This window comes from Alphaproteobacteria bacterium (assembly GCA_033762625.1).
Lineage (GTDB): Bacteria > Pseudomonadota > Alphaproteobacteria > UBA9219 > RGZA01 > RGZA01.
Genome location: JANRLI010000003.1, coordinates 235334 through 251019, shown reverse-complemented (window position 1 = coordinate 251019; position 15686 = coordinate 235334). Strand labels below are relative to the sequence as shown.

Here is a 15686-nt window from a genome sequence, read left to right as displayed (position 1 = left end):
TTATGTGGTGCCCAACTGAAGATGGCGCTGTTGGGGGGTGAACCCCATCGCAACATCCTGTCTGCGGGTTTCGTTGCGTGCTGCAACCAAATCTTGATTTAAGCTGGCAAGATCTTGAGCAAAACGTGCGGTGGTACCTTCTTGCTGGTATCCTGACAAATTGTCATTCGGGAATGCGGTTCTGATTTCTGCGTAGAGCTGCTTGGAATAGGCTTGCGCTTGCGCTGATGTGATGTCGCCGGCTTCCACCAGCTTTTTTATGCTCTCCGCATCAATTACTATACTAGTATCCTTACCTTCAATCGCACTCACAAGGTCGGATTTTCTATACCCATTACTGTAACCATCAGCCCCGACAACGCCGTCTTGATATCCTACTCAAACCACCGTTCTATGCTTACCGCCTATCCACTGGTTATCCAACGGATCTCTGGTAACTTTTGTATCAAACGCGGATGAGTAAGACATGCACGGCTACCCTTGAGTAACATTATCTAAAATAGATACGACCAGAATAAACTGCGGCGCTTATCAACTTGCTAATATACGTAACTAATTTTTCATTAGCTTTCGCGGAGAATTATTTCAATTTTTATTGAAATCTTATGCAATCTAAAAAAGTGGCGTAATCACTGCTTCTTGCCGCCATCAATCTTCGTAATATCCTTATCCATGAACAGGATATTTCGCAAAATACCAGGGGCCAGCACCGATACCGGATTAACCGATACTTTTGCTTTCGCAATGGGCCCTTCCACACGGTAGGTTGCGGCAAATACCCCTTGCCCGTCGCCACCCGTTAAAATATCGCCTACAATTGGAATGGCTGACAGAATCCGGCTAATAAAATACACCGGGATTACCTGTCCCTCCAGTTCCAGCGCACTGTTTTGTAGATCAATTTTACCGGCAACCGTCAGCCCCAACGAACCGCTAGATGTGTTCGCTTTATCAATAACGATCGTATCTTTGCTCCAGATATATTCCGCGTTTAATTCGCCAAATCCCAATCCTTCGCCGCCCAGCATCGCCGCCAAGCCATCCGGCGAAATCGCACTAATCAGCTGCGCCAGCACAGGCATATTAGTAATTCGATAATTATCCAGTTTGATATGACCAAATATGTTACGCAGCTTATCGCCCGGCTCGCTCTTGCCATCAATCGCTAGTTTACCGCCAATCATAGTGTCGGTGACATCAAGCGAACTTAGGATATTGCCAAAGTTCGGCGAGGTTGCCGAAAGCACAGTGTAGTCGCCCGTAGGTTTGATACTGAAATTAAACGGTGTTTTATTTTTTGCCATGGCGGATGCTTCCAAAACCGCCCAGCCGAATTCATCACGCCGTCCCTTGATCCTGACATCATCCAACTGCGCCTTCGCGCCCGTCAAAACACGCTTCAGCTGGATATCCACTGCAAGCGGCGCAGATGGTTTTCCAGATGCTGGCGGTGTTTTATTATCTACTGGCGTTGCATCAAAGCTGTGGCGGATATCCAGCACATCACCTTCCAATTGGAAACTCGGTACACCGTCTGCGCCGCGGGTAAATTCAGCCTTGCCGCGCGTTTCACCAAGCTCTAATGGACTAATCACCAGTTTCGATAAATGCTGGCTGGCATCAAAGCTTCCTTTGCCATCAATGGTTACATCTTTGCCGCGAACCCTTAATTCGCTAAGCTCCATCGGCTTGCTACCGCCCCATTCCAGTACGGTTGTAAAATTAAATGCCGAATTGGCTGGCTTGCTATAAAACAAATCGGGCAAGTCCAATTGCGGTGCGCTGGCATCGCCACTAACCGCCAATTTGGAACGCGAAACACTGCGCTCATACGTCACATCAACCGGAAACGCGGCCGCGCTGTTCATTGTCAAATCAACTCCGAATTTCTTTATATCCTGCGCCTTGGCATTGCTTTTGATGCTTGCTTTGCTAAGCAATTCAGTTGGACTGCTTGCAGCAAAACGCTCCACCCAATCCACCGTTGATGGCACATCATTTAATACGCCATCACCTTTGAACGCCAACCCTTCCTTGGTCACCTGCAATGCGATATTGCCTTTGGTCACATCCACCAATCCTGCAACATTCTTCATTGCGCCATCAGTAATTTTGGTGTCCGCTTTTAATTCAATCTGGTCGAACAACAAATCTTTGAGTAACGGGAATGCGATATGCAGTGTTCCATCCACATTGCCTCCGGTCTCTTTGGGGTTGATGCCAATTTTTTTTGCATACCCCATGGGTGGACGATCCAATATCTCGAGCAATACAGACGCAGGCGATGTCAAATTAGCATCAAGCGTCAATATTTGTTCCTCGGCGCTTAGGCCATCAATCACAACATGCGATTGTCCTAGCTTAACCTCACCCATTTCACCGCCAGTTACGGTAATATCAAACCCGTTTGCCGTGAATGGCCCACTTCCATCTACTTTTTGCAAATTGGGCAAGGGTTTCCACACGGTCATTTCAATACCACTGACCTTAATAGTGCCATGCACATCTTTCAGCGTTGCTGCGCTGACATCGTTTTCAGGAACCGTCATCCCGAGATTGACAACTACTTCATCCAGCCTGCCTTTGTGGACATTCTCCAAAATCCAGTCGCGCGCATTTTTACCCGCGTTTTCCGGCCACAACTGCGGCAATTGCTCAACAGGGATATCGGATAATTTGAATGTCGCGGTCATATCACGCGGGGTTGACCCCACATGAATACTGGCATCGCCCTGCAATATCATTTTTTCAAAATCAAAGCGTAATGGCTCAACGCGTAAAATATTATCTTTCTTGTTATATCGGGCTACAATCTGCCCTGATTTGAAGGGTAATGGTTTTGGGTATAAGTCAGGGATGTTGATGTCACCCCTATCAAGATTCAGATTAAGCCCGCCATCAATCACATTGACTTCTTCATCCACACTCAAGGTCACAGAACCCGTTAAAGGGGATGAAACGAAATTAAATGCTTTTAACTGTGGAATGCTGTCTGCAAACAGGGCAGGGTTTAAATGGTCAAATGACCCAGTGGTCGTAAATACCCGCTTTGCTGCATCGTAATTCAATTGGAAATCGAATGCGGTTTGCATCCCGTTTTTGCTAACCGTTAATCCGGCCTTACCTGCATAATTACCCCTGCTTCGCTTTAATGACAATTCAGGCATTACCACATTCCATGTGATTTGCTTGTTTTCGTCATTGATAGTAATGCCGCCATTGGCGATATTGAGGTTGGCGAACAATCCAAGCCCAGCCGAGCGTGTATTAGGCGAGCGCAAGATATCGCTGGCTAACGCCAGCAGTTCATCTGTTGAAATATCATCTTTTGGTTCGCTTTCAGATGGCGGGACGACCGCATTCTCACTTCCCGTTCCCATCGCGCCCAAATGGAATACCCCTGCGGGGTCAATACGGGCATGAAGATGCGGGTCTTTTACCACGACATTCCAGGGCGAGCGGGCTTCATCAAAATAACCCATGGGGCGTAGCCCCAGTGTGATAAGCGGAACCGTCGCGATGCGTTGGTCAAGCTTGTCTTGAAGTCTCACATCCGTCAGAACCAGCATGGCACGGTGACGTTCTTTATCCCATGTCAAAGCGCTGGTGGCGATTTTTGCAAAGACACCATGTTCTTTTGAGCTAAACACATTTTCAAATGCAGGCGTAAGCTCGGTAATAGTGAGCGGCCCTTGCGTTAAACGAAGCGCCAGCAAAAAAACGCCGATGAAAACGACAGCACCACAAAATGCTAAACCATGCAGGGCTAATGCGAATGTAGTTTTGATTGTCTTTTTTACGCGGGGCATCAAAAAACGAATGGATTAGAAAATGGGTGGGAAACGCTTGACTCTTATCAATCGTATCATCATTTTCATCATTGCTTCCATAGTTTTAACATTCACCGGAGTATAAAATGGCCCTTGCTAAAAAGAAACTTGCTAAACCTGCAACCACAAAAACAATCAAAACAGGTGCGAAATCACCCAAGGCCGCATCAAAGTCTGCAACAAAAAAAGTTCCGGTAAAAGCATCTGCAAAATCTGCGCCAAAAAGTAAACTATCGGTTGGCAGCAAAGCTCCTTCCGTGTCTTTACAAACATTGGAAGGCAAAGTCAGTCTTGCCAATCTTAAAGGCAAGAATGTGGTGCTTTATTTTTATCCAAAAGACGACACGCCCGGTTGCACCAAGGAAGCCTGCACCTTCCAGGATAATCTTCCTAAATTCAAAAAAATGGATGCGGTTGTCATTGGCGTTTCAAAAGACAGCCTTGCTTCCCATCAAAAGTTTGCAAAGAAATACAAACTGAACTTTAATCTTGCATCCGATGACGACGTCAGCATTGCAACAGCTTTTGGTGCATGGATTGAAAAAAGCATGTATGGTAGAAAATACATGGGTATTGACCGCTCGACTTTTTTAATTGATGGCAAAGGTGTTGTTCGCAACGCGTGGCGCAATGTAAAAGTTCCGGGTCATGTCGAAGAAGTTATGGAAGCCGTAAAAAAGTTGAAGTAAGGCATGAATTCACCCACCCTGCTCAACCTTCATGCCGCCCATCCTGAAAAGGAGCCCGATAAAGAATTTATCGTGCGCGCGGCTGAAGCGTTGCGCGCGGGCAAGCTTGTCGCATTTCCTACCGAAACCGTTTACGGGCTTGGCGGGGATGCAACGAACGAACAAGCCGTTGCTGCGATTTTTGCTGCAAAAGGCCGCCCTAGCTTTAATCCGCTCATTGTCCACATGGCGGATTTTTCTCAACTATCCGCTTATGTTGAAATTACGCCACTAGCTGAAAACCTTGCGGCGCATTTCATGCCGGGCGCGCTTACGCTTGTATTACCACGAAAAAAAGACTCTGCGCTATCATGGCTTGTTAGTGCAGGCATGGATAGTTTAGCTGTGCGTATTCCATCGCATGCGGTTGCGCGCGCTTTATTGCGTGAAGTGAACCGTCCGATTGCTGCGCCAAGCGCCAACCGCTCTGGGAGTGTCAGTGCAACTTCGCCGCTGCATGTGTTGGAATCACTTGGCAATAAAGTCGATTTAATTTTGGGTGCAGGCCGTTCGCCCATCGGTCTTGAATCCACCATTCTGGATGTTACAGGCGACGTTCCGATAATTTTGCGTCAAGGCGGCATCACGCAGGCGGAAATCGAAGTGGTAATCGGCAAGGTAAAGGTGTTTACAGGGCATAGTGAAACACCCACTGCCCCCGGCCAGTTGCAAAGCCACTATGCGCCGAATGCGCGTGTGCGACTTAATGCAACCCATGCCGATGCTGACGAGGCATTACTCGCTTTTGGCCCCGAAATGGGTATAAAAAGCGGTAAAATGAAGCTGAATTTAAGCGAACGCGGCGATTTGCACGAGGCAGCGGCCAATCTTTTTGCTATGCTGCGTGAACTGGATAAACCCGAGATAACAACAATCGCCGTGATGCAAATTCCTGAAACGGGCCTTGGCCTTGCCATGAATGACCGTCTGCGCAGAGCCGCCGCCCCCAGAGACGATGCGTGATGAATGACGTCATAAAAAAACTGACTACGCTGCTAGGCCCATCTGGCATTCTGACCGAACCTTCAGATAAAGAAGCTTATCTGCACGAATGGCGTGGACGCATCCAATCAAAAAGTCCGGCTGTGCTTTTACCAAAAAATACGCTGGAAGTTTCCGAAATTGTAAAGCTATGCGCTGCACACAACACGCCGCTTGTTCCGCAAAGTGGCAACACCGGTCTTGTTGGCGCATCTGTTCCATCTGAAGATAATTCATCGCTCTGTATTAGCTTAAAGCGCCTCAATAAAATCCGCAGTTTTGATGCCGCTGATTTCAGCATGGTTGCCGAAGCGGGTTGTATTTTGCAAATTGTACAAGAAGCGGCATTTGCACAAAACCGGCTATTCGCAATGACATTGGCATCGCAAGGCTCGGCTTGCATTGGGGGGCTAGCAGCGACAAATGCGGGCGGGTCCTATACGCTTCGCTATGGCAATATGCGCGAACAAATTCTTGGGCTTGAAGTGGTATTGCCCGATGGCAGCATTTGGAATGGTCTGCGCAGTCTACGCAAGAACAATTCTGGGTATGATTTGAAACAATTGTTGATTGGGTCAGAAGGCACGCTTGGCATAATTACCGCGGCCACCCTTAAATTATTACCGAAACCAGAACGGGTTGAAACAGCCCTGATTGCACTTGCCTCTCCGCAAGCGGCGATTGACGTATTGGGCAAACTGCGCAGTGCATCACAAGATACACTTGCGGCATTCGAATTGATGCCACGCCTTGCTATTGATAGCGCGGTCAAGCATTGCAATGCCCGCAAACCGTTTGATGACGCCAATAATTATGAATGGATAGCGCTGATTGAAACCCATGTCACATCTGCTGGCGGCGAAAGCCTATCCAGCATTTTAGAACCATTTCTGGAAAAGTCACTCATTCAAAACGCTGCGATAGCCGAGAGCATAGCGCAAAACCGTGAATTCTGGGCGTTACGCGAAGCGATTGTCGAGGCACAAAACCGCATGGGCGCATCGCTAAAGCATGACATTTCCATTCCCATCAGCCAGATGCCTGCATGCATCGATCAGGGCAGCAGGCTGGTGGAAAAGCTTATACCAGGCGCCCGCCCCTATACCTTTGGTCACATTGGTGACGGCAACATTCATTTTAATATCAGCCAACCGGAAGATGGCGATAAAGACGCATTCATCGCCAAGCGTGAATTGGTTGCCAGCGCACTCCATGATTTAGTGATTAGTCTTGGCGGATCCATCAGCGCAGAGCATGGCATCGGCCGTTTTAAAAAAGCGGAATTTCACCGCACCATATCACCGATTGAATTACAAACGATGCGCAGCATCAAACAAACGCTTGACCCCAAGGGGATTATGAATCCAGGTGTATTGTTCTAAATTGCAGTCGCGGTTACGCCGTCAGGCGCAGAGCAGTCGCGAAAAATAATACTTAAGCAGCGAAGGATGATTTATATTCTTGGCGCTTTGTACCAACGCTAGTCAATGCATCATTCATATGCATTTGTGCTAAAATCATCGTGTTAAATAGCGTATCGGAGGTGCCATTTGTTTGCTTTAACACTTGCTGCATTACATCCATATCTACAGTCACATTGCTTGCCACGCTTTGCTGGCTTGGGCGTGTAATGGATGCCGAAGACGACAACTCACGGCTCGAATTCATAACGGGCACGGCCGAAGCCACCATGGTTGCGCTTGCTGGTTCGCTATCAAACTTCTTGGCAAAGCGGTTGTAAATTTCTTTTAGGCTTAATGCACGACCTGTTTTGGAATAAAACACACTTGGATTTGCATCCGCTGCTTCCGGCAAGAAGTCTGCCGCAGGGGCATTTGGCGCTGCATGCATTTTTTTCAAGAAGGTTGATGCACCGCCCGCGCCTAAAAAATGCGCCATGTATAATTCAGTGTTTCCAATGGTTCCACCGACTGATGCATCGAGATAATCTTTATTTTCTTTAGTGAATTCTGCTGCCATCGCCGATGATAAAACCGGGTCATGCCGCAAATTTAAAATCTTCTTGCGCATTTCTGGGTCGCTGACACTTAACTGACCATTCTTTTCCGTAATTGCAGCAGCTTCATCCGACAGGCCATAGTCACTGCCATGTTCTTTGACCATCTTCAGCCAGGTTGATTTAATGAACTGGAATAATCCGCTTGCGGAAGAAGTGCTTGCCTTGGCGTTTGGATTTAAACTGCTCTCTTGGTCGGCTTTATTAAGCAGGTAGGCAAAATCCACCCCGGTTCGGGCGCTGGCAACCTGAATAGCCGCAACTACACTGCTTTTACCAACAGATTGATTTTGCTGGTTTTTTGAAAGCTCTGTAATGGCACTTTGCAATATATCGGTCATTCCGCACATTCCTTCCCTTAACCCTTTATTGGCAAAGACCGTGCCAAATTTTTAGGGCAGATCGCGATTAGACAAAAACGACCGAAAAAATTTAATCGCGTGAATCTGCCCGACCCATAAGAGTGACTATGACATACACCCCCCCGATTAATGACATTTTATTTGTCCTCACCCGTTTGATAGGTATCGAAAAACTGGCCGCACTTCCCGGCTTCGATTCGACAAGCGAAGACCTCACGCGCTCCATTTTGGAAGAAGCAGGAAAGTTAGCCGCAGGAACTTTCGCGCCGCTTAATCATACGGGCGACAAACAGGGTTTAAAATTTTCGAATGGCGCCGTAACAATGCCCGATGGATTTGCGGCAGCGTATAAAGAATATGTTGATGGTGGCTGGAATGGTTTGTCATTCGGCGAAGATATTGGCGGGCAAGGATTGCCAGCAACGCTTGCCATGCCCGTACAGGAAATGCTGCAAACTGCAAACCTTTCCCTTGCCTTGTGCACACTACTGAACCAAGGCGCAATTGAATTGTTAAATGTGCATGGAACCCAAGCACAGAAGAAATTATACCTGCCCAAGATGGTTTCCGGCGCATGGTCTGGCACTATGAATTTAACAGAACCACAAGCTGGTTCCGATGTCGGCGCAGTGCGCTGTAAAGCGGTTAAAGACGGCAATCATTACAAACTGAGCGGTCAGAAGATATTCATCAGCTATGGTGAACACGACATGACCGAAAACATCATCCATCTGGTGCTGGCACGCTTGCCCGATGCACCGGAAGGCACAAAAGGTTTATCCCTATTCCTTGTTCCAAAATTTCTGGTCAATCCAGATGGCACGCTCGGGCCACGCAATGATGCTTATGCCATTTCGATTGAACATAAACTTGGTCAACATGCCAGCCCCACGTGCACCATGTCGTATGGCGATAAGGGCAATTGCTATGCTGAACTTGTCGGGGATGAAAACCGCGGTATCGAAGCAATGTTCGTGATGATGAATAATGCCCGCATCGGTGTTGGCCTACAGGGCCTAGCATTATGCGAACGCTCCATGCAGCACGCGGCAGACTTTGCGCGCGCCCGTGTACAAAGCAAACCGCTTAAGAAAGGGGCGGATAAACCCGTAACCATCATTCATCATCCCGATGTGCGCCGCATGTTGATGATGATGAAATCGCAAACCGAAGCAGCGCGGGCCCTTGCCTACAGCGCAGCGTTTGCCATTGACGCGAAGCATCAGGAACGCGTGGAGCTGCTGACACCTCTTGTAAAAGCATGGATTACCGATTTATCAAACGAACTCACATCCACTGCCGTTCAGGTCTTTGGCGGTATGGGGTTTGTGGAAGAAACCGGGGCTGCGCAGCACATGCGTGATGCACGCGTATTGGCAATTTACGAAGGAACCAACGGCATTCAGGCCAATGATTTGGTGTTCCGCAAATTGGCGAGGGATGATGGGAAGGCATTTAATGCCTATGTAACGGAGATGAAAGAAATTTCCAAAGCGCTCGGCGCAGAAAACGGTGATGACGCGGCGGCAATTGCCACAAGCCTGAATACTTCGCTTGGGCATTTGGAAAAAGCTGCTGCTTATTTATTGCCGCTTGCAAAAACAGATATGAATGCTGCTGCATTTGCAGCTGTGCCATTCTTGCGCTTATTTGCAGTTACCGCTGGCGGGGCCCGCATGGCAGAATCAGCGCGCATCGCGCATAACGAGCTTAAAGCTCCACAAGATTTTTCGGCAGATTTTTTGGAAAGCAAACTTATCACTGCGCGGTTTTATGCCGAAAGCATTCTGCCGCAAACTGCTGGGCTTTTACCTGTCATACTTGCAAAACAGCATGGCGTAATGACGATGCCGGAAAACTGGTTTTAAGCCGGTTTGACTTTAGCAATACGCATTCTTACACTGCCTGCATGGTAACCACTACGCCCAAACAAATGATATTTTCTGACAATAACCACTGGCAATTCGGCTGGGGCAGAAGAAAAAATCGTTATAACTTTGATGAACAAGGCCAACCATTATGGGTCACATTTGGCCCTTGCGCTTCGCAACCAAAATCATTCGACATTGAAATGGCGGTGGCGGCCAAAAAAATTGCAAATGCCGCAACCAAACCGATTTATGTAGCGATGAGTGGTGGCATTGATAGCGAGCTGGTTGCCCGCACCATGGTGCAGGAAAAAATTCCATTCACCCCGTTGATTTTGAAATACGATAACGATGTCAATAAAATGGACATTGCCTATGCGTTCGAGTTTTGCAAACAGCACAATCTTACCCCTGAAGTACCAACGCTGGATATCGTCTCGTTCTTTCAAGGAAGTGTTGAAACGCCTTATATTCTTGCCAATTGCGCACACATTATGCACATGCATTTAATGCGCTATGCGGCAAGCAAAGGCGGCATGGCAGTGATTGCCGTAGGTGAGCAGCGTTATGAACGCATTGACGGCAAAATAGTCATTCCCGTCCCTATCGAACGCATTGCCGTGACACATTTCATGCAAGCGGAGCAAGTCGAAGGCGTTTCAGCTTTTTATTGCTATACCCCCGAACTGATGCTCAGCATTCTTTTGGAAGCAAAAGCGCATGGATTTGAAAACATGGATAAATTTGCGCACAACATCAAAGACACGCTGTACCACAAATTCTGGCCCGACTTGACCCATCGGCCAAAATATTCCGGTTTTGAGAATGTCGAACAGGAACGCCTGAAAGCACAACGCATGTTAAGAAAAAAATATGGCTCTAAAGTAGCCAAATACACGATACCGATATTTGAATTCGAGCATCAGCTCAACGGCGGCGCAAACGCGTTTAGTATAAAATACTAATTAAGAGTGTTTGCCGTATTTGGTGGTTTGCCATGCAAAGAAGGCAACGCCCGCAAGTACAAGGATAAGATCAATACCCATAAAAAACTCCTGTCAAAAAACCCAGATCAAGCCTGAACTGGTTTTTGCACAATACACCCATACCAGCCAAGCCCCTTATATGTCTCATAACCCGGGGTTAAAGCAAAGCCAATCGTATTTCCTTCGCTATCGGCATAACTGCCTGCGGTTTTCCCCTCGGTTTGCAATGGTATGGTTTGCTGTAAAACACCTTGACCATCGCTTGATGCAATAACCCGGTATCTACTATCGAGCAACAGACAGCGCGTGCGCGTCCGTTCATCATCGGTGAGATTGATGGAATTCACCACCGCCTGACTTTGCGTCTGCCAATCAAAGAAGATGCCTAAAACACCAACAATGTCGCCTTTGCTGTCCCCGTCTTTGCGTATAGCAGCCGAATAGGTTGCAACCAGCTTATCCTCAAGAAGCGGGTTCGACGCAACATCGACCACCGCATATTCATCACCCGTATGCGTACGCATGGCTTGCTGGAACCAGCTTTCACCTGCAACCGACGAGCCTTGAACATTACCATATTTTTCAGGACGACCCGATGCGATAACAATCCCGTTCTTATCTGCCACCCATAAATCAAGATAAACTGTGTAAGCGCCCAAAATGACGCCCAAACGACGGCTTGCGTGGTCACGAATAATGTCGGTTGGGTTTTGCGCGCAATCCACCACCGCACTATCGGTTGCCCACCAACGCACATCGCATGAACGCTCGTATAAATTACGATCAATAATATCGATCATGTTAAGCGATAAATCGGCCAAACGCTGGCCGCGCACATGGCTTACAAGGCGCTGGCCAAGTTCATTGAGCTCGCCAACGCGTTCCGCCATTTCTTCAGTCAAACTCTTGGAAATGGTCCGGATTTGTTCTGATATTTTGCGTACTTCTTCAGCAACAATTGAAAAACCCTTGCCTGCTTCGCCTGCCCTTGCCGCTTCTATCATCGCATTGAGTGCGAGGATTCGTGTAGTCGCAGTAATAACCTGAATTTCGCCTACACGTTTACTGGCAAGGTCCGAAACAGCTTGAGAAAGCTTGAGAATCCGCTCTGGCATGGATTTATCCTCAGGTTGGGGATTATTTTATGACACACACCCATAACTAAGCAAAAATTATAAAATAATAATTAAGGTTGTAAAATCATTTTTTTTAAGCCAGTGTTAGCTCCCGTGTCTTCAGGTGATGTTTTTTCACAAAACCTGTCTTTGTCCATCCTCTACACGACATGGGAAATAAAAAAATGGGAAATACAACAACAAATAAGCTGGTTGGCGGCTTGGCGGCAATTGCTGCGCTGGTCTTCACCCCACTGCAAGCGTTTGCTGAAACCGCAGCAGCGGCTCCAAATCCACTCAATAGCGGTGATACAGCATGGATGCTGTGCGCAACTGCTCTTGTTCTGATGATGACGATTCCCGCACTGGCACTGTTTTATGGCGGTCTGGTTCGCAAACAAAATGCCTTGGCAACTTCAATGCAAAGTTTTGCAACGTGCTGTCTCGTTGCAGTGCTTTGGGTTGTGGTTGGCTACAGCCTTTCCTTCACCAATGGCACTACCACCTTGCCTGATGGTTCAACTTTCATCGGTGATTTCAGCCGTCTGTTTTTTGCCGGCGTTGATCACACGGTTGCGTTTGTTCTCGGCTCCGGCCTTGATAACGCAGTCAAGACAACCATTCCCGAGCCTGTGTACATGATTTTCCAAATGACCTTTGCGATTATCACGCCGGCCCTGATTGCAGGTGCATTTGCTGACCGTATTAAATTCTCGGCATTGCTCGCATTCATGGGTGCATGGTCAATTCTGGTGTATGCACCGATTGCCCACTGGGTATGGTCACCTGCGGGTTGGCTGTTCAAGATGGGCGCGCTTGACTATGCTGGCGGTACCGTTGTGCACATCAACGCTGGTGTAGCAGGTCTTGTTGCTGCAATCATGATTGGTCGCCGCAATGCGAACAATGCGCAGCACGCTCCTTACAACGTGATTTTCAGCCTCATCGGTGCATCCTTGCTGTGGGTAGGTTGGCTTGGCTTTAACGCTGGCTCAGCCCTTGCTGCGGATGGCCGTGCTGCGATGGCTGCAACGGTTACCATCGTTGCTGCTGCAACTGCCGCGATCAGCTGGATGGCTGTGGAATGGTCCGATCGTGGCCGCCCCAGCATCTCCGGGAAAATCACCGGCGCGGTTGCTGGTCTTGTTGGCATCACCCCGGCTTCGGGCTTCGTTGATGTAACCGGCGCACTTGCAATTGGTTTTATCACTGGCGTTCTGTGCTATCTCTCTGCAACACGTTTGAAGAATATCTTCAAATACGATGACAGCTTGGATTGCTTTGGCGTTCACGGTGTGGGCGGTATTATCGGTGCAGTCTTGACCGGTATCTTTGCTTCGAAGGCGATTGGCGGCGTTGCAGGCGGCATGGATCAAGTACTCATCCAGTTGGCTGCAATCGGCGCAACCATCGCCTGGTGCTCGATTGTGTCCTTCATCATCCTCAAGATCGTCGATATGACCATCGGCCTTCGCGTGGATGCTGAAACCGAACAGCGCGGCCTTGATGAAATGCTCCACGGCGAGCAAATCCACTAATTAGTCCTTATAAATCAAGGACTTTAGCTTTAAACCGGCCTCCCCCATCGGAGGCCGGTTTTTTGTTAAGAAATACGCTAATTCATTGACTTATGCGGCCTATTTTCAGTATGGTCTGCGCCTAAAATCAATTTAGGACAGTAATAAAATGGCAAAAGTTAAAAATGCAATTCAGATGGTAAGCTCCGAAGGCACGGGCTTTTTTTACACAACCAAAAAGAACCCACGCAAAGCTGAAAAGCTGAAACTGAAGAAGTATGATCCGGTAAAGCGCAAGCACGTTGAATTTACCGAAAGCAAGATCTCACGCGCGAAGAAGTAAGCTTCTTCTGCCAGCATGAATTAGCTTTATGAATTATAGGCATCATTTTCATGCTGGCTCGCTTGCCGATATCGTCAAGCATATCACCCTATCCCATCTTTTAATACGGCTTCATCAAAAGCCGGCGCCGTTTTGCGTGATTGATACCCATGCGGCAGCTGGCCTTTATGACCTAACCCATGCGAATGCAGAAAAGACAGGCGAAGCGCAAGCGGGTATCATCCCCTATTTAAAACTGCCGCCAGAGCAAACCCATGCGCCATTTCGCGCTGTATTAGACAAATATGGTAAAAACACCTATCCCGGTTCGCCTGCCATCGTTCAACATTATCTTCGTGAACAGGATAAATTAGTAGCGATTGAAAAACACCCTGAAGAAGCTGCAAAACTTCAATCCATGCTGGGTTATGATAAACGCATGACCATTCATACGCGTGATGCGTGGGATGCCATGCGTGCGCTCATCCCCACGCCGGAAAAACGGTTATTGGTGTTTATTGATCCACCTTATGAGCAGCCGGATGAAAACGAACAGGCCTTTGCCGCCATCAAAGGAGCGCATGCGAAAATGGCGCATGCGGTATTTGCCCTGTGGTACCCATTAAAAGACGCGGTGGAAACAGGGATATTGCAGGAACGATTTGCCGCCAGCGGCATCAAGAAGATATTACGCGCTGATGTCCCATTCTCGAACAAGACACTCCCGAACAAAATGAATGGTAGCGGGATGATCATCATTAACCCGCCCTATCAAATTGAAAATGATTTACGCGCAGCCTATGCAGCACTTATGCCGCTATGTGCGCCAGATACCAAGCCAGCAATTATCGATTGGTTGGCCGGCGAATGATTACGGAAACATCGCTACGCCATCAATGCCTGTGGTCTCCGGCAATCCGAACATCACGTTCATATTCTGCACAGCTTGGCCCGATGCACCTTTCACAAGGTTATCTTCGGCGGCGATAATAATCGCTCTGCCCGAAATGCGGTCTGCCGCAACGCCGATCATGCACAGGTTGCTGCCGCGCGTATGCCGCGTTGCAGGGATACTGCCGAACGGCAGCACCTTCACGAATGCCTCGCCCTTATAGGTTTTTTCAAGCTCCGCATGTAAATCCTGCGCGGTTTTACCTGCCGCCAGCTTTACATAAATGCTTGATAAAATACCGCGGTTCATCGGCATCAAATGCGGCGTAAAGTTCACCGTAACAGGTGTTCCCGCAGCATCGCTTAAACCCTGTTCGATCTCCGGCGTGTGACGATGATTGGCAAGACCATAGGCATGAATGCCCTCGCCCACTTCGGCATATAGACTGCCCTGCTTGGCTTCGCGGCCTGCGCCCGTTACGCCCGACTTGCTGTCGATGATGATATCATCCTTGGAAATCAGCTTGGCTTTCAGCAATGGGATAAGCGGCAATTGCGCGGAGGTTGGATAACATCCGGGGTTTGCCACCAGCCGCGCCTTTTGAATTTGCGCACGATAAACTTCGGTAAGCCCATATACGGCTGATTTTTGCAATTCCACCGCCCGGTGCGCATGCCCATAGGTGGATGCATAGGTTTCCACATTCGAAAGCCGGAAATCTGCCGATAAATCGATGATTTTTACGTTTTTGGGCAATGCTGCGATGACTTCCTGCGTAGTGCCATGTGGCAAACAGCAGAACACCAAATCAATCTTGGTAAAATCCACTGCATCAATCTTTACCAGCGTGGGCAGGTTTTCAAACGCCAGATGCGGCAATACCGCAGCGATATTCTGGCCTGCATTCTTTTCAGCCGTTAATGCTACAATATCGGCATTCGGGTGACGTACCAGAAAACGCAGTAGCTCCGCGCCCGTATATCCACTTGCACCCAAGATTGCGATTTTGATTTTCTGAACTGTTCCCATAACCCTATTCCACATAATAAATTTTCGAATGCCCAAAAG

At 48.2% G+C, this 15686-nt stretch carries 13 protein-coding genes; 8 read left to right on the top strand and 5 right to left on the bottom strand.

Going from position 1 to position 15686, the window contains the following annotated elements; genetic code table 11:
• Together SFW65_01925 and SFW65_01920 are read right to left on the bottom strand one after the other, a co-directional pair.
• Entirely contained in the window at window positions 1-312 is a 312-nt protein-coding gene (locus SFW65_01925) for a hypothetical protein (GenBank protein ID MDX1921874.1), read from the bottom strand.
• Between the two features lie 317 nt (window positions 313-629).
• Window positions 630-3809 (bottom strand): AsmA-like C-terminal domain-containing protein, encoded by a 3180-nt coding sequence (locus SFW65_01920; GenBank protein MDX1921873.1) that lies wholly within the window; start codon window positions 3807-3809, stop codon window positions 630-632.
• A gap of 155 nt (window positions 3810-3964) precedes the next feature.
• Here SFW65_01920 and bcp point away from each other — a divergent pair, with 155 nt between their 5' ends.
• From bcp to SFW65_01905, 3 genes are read left to right on the top strand one after another with little or no spacing between them, the layout of a single operon-like run.
• On the top strand, window positions 3965-4519 hold the full coding sequence (gene bcp, locus SFW65_01915) for a thioredoxin-dependent thiol peroxidase (GenBank protein ID MDX1921872.1): 555 nt from the start codon (window positions 3965-3967) through the stop codon (window positions 4517-4519).
• Between the two features lie 3 nt (window positions 4520-4522).
• Window positions 4523-5521, top strand: coding sequence for an L-threonylcarbamoyladenylate synthase (locus SFW65_01910; GenBank protein ID MDX1921871.1), 999 nt, complete (start codon window positions 4523-4525; stop codon window positions 5519-5521).
• Window positions 5521-6921: an FAD-binding oxidoreductase gene (locus tag SFW65_01905; protein MDX1921870.1), complete on the top strand. Its 1401-nt coding sequence runs from the start codon at window positions 5521-5523 to the stop codon at window positions 6919-6921. Before SFW65_01910 ends, SFW65_01905 begins: the two co-directional genes overlap by 1 nt.
• A 52-nt stretch (window positions 6922-6973) precedes the next feature.
• On the opposite strand, the gene SFW65_01900 is transcribed toward SFW65_01905, so the two are convergent.
• The gene (locus SFW65_01900) at window positions 6974-7897 is read right to left on the bottom strand and encodes a transglycosylase SLT domain-containing protein (protein MDX1921869.1); all 924 of its coding nucleotides are present in this window, start codon (window positions 7895-7897) and stop codon (window positions 6974-6976) included.
• Between the two features lie 128 nt (window positions 7898-8025).
• On the opposite strand from SFW65_01900, the gene SFW65_01895 reads away from it, so the two are divergent.
• Window positions 8026-9786 carry an acyl-CoA dehydrogenase gene (locus SFW65_01895; protein MDX1921868.1) on the top strand — a complete coding sequence of 587 codons (1761 nt, stop codon included), beginning with the start codon at window positions 8026-8028 and terminating at the stop codon, window positions 9784-9786.
• A 65-nt stretch (window positions 9787-9851) separates the two neighbouring features.
• The gene (locus SFW65_01890) at window positions 9852-10751 is read left to right on the top strand and encodes a hypothetical protein (protein ID MDX1921867.1); all 900 of its coding nucleotides are present in this window, start codon (window positions 9852-9854) and stop codon (window positions 10749-10751) included.
• A 107-nt stretch (window positions 10752-10858) separates the two neighbouring features.
• Here the strand turns inward: SFW65_01890 and SFW65_01885 are convergent, their stop codons facing one another.
• A complete protein-coding gene (locus SFW65_01885) occupies window positions 10859-11887 on the bottom strand; it encodes a methyl-accepting chemotaxis protein (GenBank protein MDX1921866.1) in 1029 nt (342 codons plus the stop codon).
• A 185-nt stretch (window positions 11888-12072) separates the two neighbouring features.
• On the opposite strand from SFW65_01885, the gene SFW65_01880 reads away from it, so the two are divergent.
• The 3 genes from SFW65_01880 to rlmJ all read left to right on the top strand — a co-directional run bounded on the left by SFW65_01880 (window position 12073) and on the right by rlmJ (window position 14597).
• Window positions 12073-13425: an ammonium transporter gene (locus tag SFW65_01880; GenBank protein ID MDX1921865.1), complete on the top strand. Its 1353-nt coding sequence runs from the start codon at window positions 12073-12075 to the stop codon at window positions 13423-13425.
• A 148-nt stretch (window positions 13426-13573) separates the two neighbouring features.
• Window positions 13574-13747, top strand: a complete 174-nt coding sequence (gene rpmG / locus SFW65_01875; protein MDX1921864.1) for a 50S ribosomal protein L33 — start codon at window positions 13574-13576, stop codon at window positions 13745-13747.
• A gap of 28 nt (window positions 13748-13775) precedes the next feature.
• Window positions 13776-14597 carry a 23S rRNA (adenine(2030)-N(6))-methyltransferase RlmJ gene (rlmJ, locus tag SFW65_01870; GenBank protein ID MDX1921863.1) on the top strand — a complete coding sequence of 274 codons (822 nt, stop codon included), beginning with the start codon at window positions 13776-13778 and terminating at the stop codon, window positions 14595-14597.
• Here rlmJ and argC read toward each other — a convergent pair whose 3' ends face one another.
• Window positions 14598-15647: an N-acetyl-gamma-glutamyl-phosphate reductase gene (argC, locus tag SFW65_01865; protein ID MDX1921862.1), complete on the bottom strand. Its 1050-nt coding sequence runs from the start codon at window positions 15645-15647 to the stop codon at window positions 14598-14600.
• Window positions 15648-15686: the final 39 nt, after the last annotated feature.